Raw genomic sequence first — 3,234 nt, forward strand, 5'->3', positions numbered from 1 at the left:
AGTCATGGCGCGGGGAACCGAACACTATGCTTTGATTCGCGCGTGAGATGCCATCTGGCCTCGAAACCATTATCGCCAGACCATCGCCGCCGCCGTTCAAACCCGAGCTTACGCAGCGCCGCGCCCAATTCGCCGGGGTGAGCATGGCCGCGCCGCCGTCCGCGCAGTGACTCTTGCAGTGCGGCGAGCGACAATCCTTCGCGTTGGTTTTCGATCGGAATCGTAGCCAAGAGATTCGCCAGGCGCTCAACCAACGGCGTCAGCCTTTCGGCCGCAACCTTTAAGTCTGCTTCCTTCTGTTGGGCGCGTCGCACTTTGTCCCGTTCAACGGTGGCATTCAATTTCGCGATATATCCGCCCTTCAATTCTTCCTCCCGTGGTGATCAGCGCCACCGCCAAGTTGCTCGCGCTCGATTTTTGATATACGTGGCGTCGCGAGTCAGCGGCGTTTGGACGTTCATCAGTCGGCCGTCCAGGTCGCGGGGTTGCGCTGCATGCCGAAAGCAAATCCCACGAGATGAACGGCCTCCTCGAAATCGGGCAATTCCAGCCAAAGCGGCGTGATGTGAACGGTGCCGAGCCAGTCAGCGAACTTGAGCCGCGTGCCGGCCTCGACGGCTTCACTCCATCGCGCCTTCAAATAGCTGATGACCGAACGAACGTGATTCATCAGCGACGAATCGTCGTCCGGTTGCGCGACGTATTTCATTTTCAAGCGCTTCCATCGGTCGGCCTGATAACCAGGGAACAGCGCCACGAGAGCACGGGCTTCCCGCCGACGAGCAGCCCGCTCATTCGCCGACACATCAGGGTCGAAATCGATGTCAGCGAGCGGTTCGTCTGGCACCAAGGAGAGCAGGAGGGCGGGGCGCGGTGCACGGCCAGCGCGAAACATCGCCTCCAGAAAATCGATGACTTGAGCGCTCTCGCGCGGCAGCGTTTCTTCATTCTGCATCTTGTTGCCTCTCTAAAAATTCGGCCAGTCCGCGACGCTCAAAACAATGCTCGCCAGCCGTCATCGTGATTGCCAATGTGGATTCCAAGGATGATGCGCCGTCCTTTTCGCAGACTGGGCAAAGCCAGATTTCAACCCCAGCGATGCGCCACGCGCGCGCGGCGTAGTCACCGCACTTGCACCAGCGGTCGGTATGGCGCCGTCGCGCCGCATCGGCGTTCTTGCGGTCGGCGATGCGTTGGGCGCGGCCAAGATGTTCAGCAATGTCGATGACGACGGCGGGGACTGTCCCAAGCGTCCCATACGTCCCAAATGTCCCCAGTGTCTTGCCGCTCTCCGCTGTCCCATGTTGGGCCAGGCGTGGGACACCTTCTCTCCTTAGAGTTTCTGCGGACACAGCCTGCTTGTCCCGTTGGGACGCGCCTATAGTGTCCCGTTGGGACACTTGCGGCACGGCGGCCTTTTCGAGATAGGCGCGTGCAAGCTCGCGGAGGCTCATGTGCCAACCTCCTTGATCTTTCGGCCCACAGCAGACTTCGATAAGCCAAGTCGATTAGCGATTTCTCGAACGCTGAGCCCTTGCGCCTTCAAGGTGGTCACCGCGTCGTCGCTGTCGTCGGTCGTGATTTCGCTCGTCGTCCATCGGGCACCGTCAAAGTGCGCCTCGAATGGCTCGGCGTCAGGACCAAAAAAGCCGCGCGACTTCGTGAAATGTACCTCGAACCGCGCGCCCTGTGACGCGTCGTAATCAACGGGCCGCCGCAGAGAAATGACGGAGTCAAGCACGTCTTCCTTGCGGCTCGTCCCGCGTTGCGAACCGCCCTTGCCAGCATGGTGAATTAGCAGGACGGATTTTCCGGCGGCGCGCTGGCGGAGACACCATGCTTGAACAGGGCCCCACGAATCCGCCTCGTTCTCCCGCAGGCCTCGGCAGATAGTCGAAAGATTATCGACGATGATCAGATCGGCGTCCTTAATGACGGCGTCATAAAACCGTTGGGCTTCCGGGCTTGCCAGATCGGGAAGGCCGTCCGGCTGCATGTCGGCGGCAACAAAGGTCAGGTAGTCGTCTGGCGCCTCATGGCTGGCATGAGCGACAATCGTGGCAAGCCGTTCTTTCAACGTCAGGCCCGGCATTTCCCCGTCGATATAAACGACGCGCCTTGGGCGCGGCGCCTGCCATCGCAAGAAAGGGCCGCCGCTGGCGACGGCGTAGGCAACATTCAAGGCGATCCAAGTCTTGCCAATGCCGCGCTCGGCAAAGACCATCATCAGGCCCTTTTCGGGGCCCCAGGGGTCGAGGATCATTTCACGCGGAGGAAATTCGCGCATGAGAAGATCGGTCGCCGTGAGAGTGACAAGGCCGCTCGTGTAAGCCGGGGCAAAAGCCGCCGGAGGCGCATCGGGCCGACCATTGGCGTGTACGCCGGGTTTCGAGAACGTCCCTAGCGACGGAATAGTGGTCAGCCCATCCGCAGGGCTGATTTTCTTGGCTCGACTGGCCGCCAAATACTCAGCGTCAGAGACGTAATCAGGCCGTTCCGACATTGCCGGCCTCCATCGACTGACGGTCGCACAGTCCGCGATTGAAACCCGCGAACCAGGCGTTGCGGCGATCTTGCGGCCAGCCGTGAAACCCTTTTGGATAGCCGTCCAGCTCGCGCTCGCCTTCGTATTTTTCGAGGAAGGCGCAGCGTGCGCCGTCCCGAAATTCATCAGGCCAGGCGGCGCGAAGCCGCCCTATTTCCGCCGCCGCGTGGGGTAGGATCGCGATTTCGCTCATTGCTGCGCCCTCCCCACCATCGCCGCGATTTCGCACGCCTCAGCAAGCCCTTCGGCCGCGACGCGCATGTTTTCGATGAAGCTGTGCCATTTGCCGCGCCGTGCGGCGGATTTGGCCAGCAAGCCCCTCGTTGCGATCAGCCGCGCCGCGTCGGCGAGCGCGTCGAACATGATGGCGCCGGGCAGTTGCGAGGCCGGAAGATCAGGGTTAGAACAGTCAGCGTTGTGAACTACTTCTGCCCGGTTTTCCGCGTTGGCGCGCGGGCCGGGCATTCGCATTTCGGGGGCGCGCATTAATCGTCCTCCGAAATGAGCTGATAGATCGTCGGCAGCGACGCCACATAGCGTTTGAGCGCCTCGTTGGTGATGATCGTGCGGCGTCCGATCTTGCGGGCTTCAAGCGCACCGGCTCGTATTTCCGCGTAAACTTTCGTCCGCCCGCAGTTCAGTTCCTGCATCACGTCCAGGATTGTGTGCGTCAGTGGCACCCTCTCGAT

At 61.2% G+C, this 3,234-nt stretch carries 7 protein-coding genes; all 7 read right to left on the reverse strand.

Features of this window, described 5'->3' with window-relative positions; genetic code table 11:
• Nucleotides 1–2 precede the first annotated feature (2 nt).
• Entirely contained in the window at nucleotides 3–365 is a 363-nt protein-coding gene (locus ACLP2E_RS13435) for a hypothetical protein (RefSeq protein ID WP_442466225.1), read from the reverse strand.
• A gap of 95 nt (nucleotides 366–460) precedes the next feature.
• Nucleotides 461–955, reverse strand: coding sequence for a hypothetical protein (locus tag ACLP2E_RS13440; RefSeq protein ID WP_442466226.1), 495 nt, complete (start codon nucleotides 953–955; stop codon nucleotides 461–463).
• Nucleotides 945–1,454, reverse strand: coding sequence for a hypothetical protein (locus ACLP2E_RS13445; RefSeq protein ID WP_442466227.1), 510 nt, complete (start codon nucleotides 1,452–1,454; stop codon nucleotides 945–947). Before ACLP2E_RS13445 ends, ACLP2E_RS13440 begins: the two co-directional genes overlap by 11 nt.
• Complete coding sequence (locus ACLP2E_RS13450; RefSeq protein WP_442466228.1) at nucleotides 1,451–2,503, reverse strand: AAA family ATPase; 1,053 nt, start codon at nucleotides 2,501–2,503, stop codon at nucleotides 1,451–1,453. Before ACLP2E_RS13450 ends, ACLP2E_RS13445 begins: the two co-directional genes overlap by 4 nt.
• Complete coding sequence (locus ACLP2E_RS13455; protein ID WP_442466229.1) at nucleotides 2,487–2,738, reverse strand: hypothetical protein; 252 nt, start codon at nucleotides 2,736–2,738, stop codon at nucleotides 2,487–2,489. The genes ACLP2E_RS13450 and ACLP2E_RS13455 overlap by 17 nt, the downstream gene beginning before the upstream one ends.
• Nucleotides 2,735–2,908: a hypothetical protein gene (locus ACLP2E_RS13460; RefSeq protein ID WP_442466230.1), complete on the reverse strand. Its 174-nt coding sequence runs from the start codon at nucleotides 2,906–2,908 to the stop codon at nucleotides 2,735–2,737. Before ACLP2E_RS13460 ends, ACLP2E_RS13455 begins: the two co-directional genes overlap by 4 nt.
• A 122-nt stretch (nucleotides 2,909–3,030) precedes the next feature.
• Nucleotides 3,031–3,234 (reverse strand): helix-turn-helix domain-containing protein (locus tag ACLP2E_RS13465; RefSeq protein ID WP_442466231.1); only part of this gene is annotated, 204 nt, incomplete at its 5' end.

The sequence above is a fragment of the Rhodoblastus sp. genome (assembly GCF_052145335.1).
Taxonomy (GTDB): Bacteria; Pseudomonadota; Alphaproteobacteria; order Rhizobiales; family Beijerinckiaceae; genus Rhodoblastus.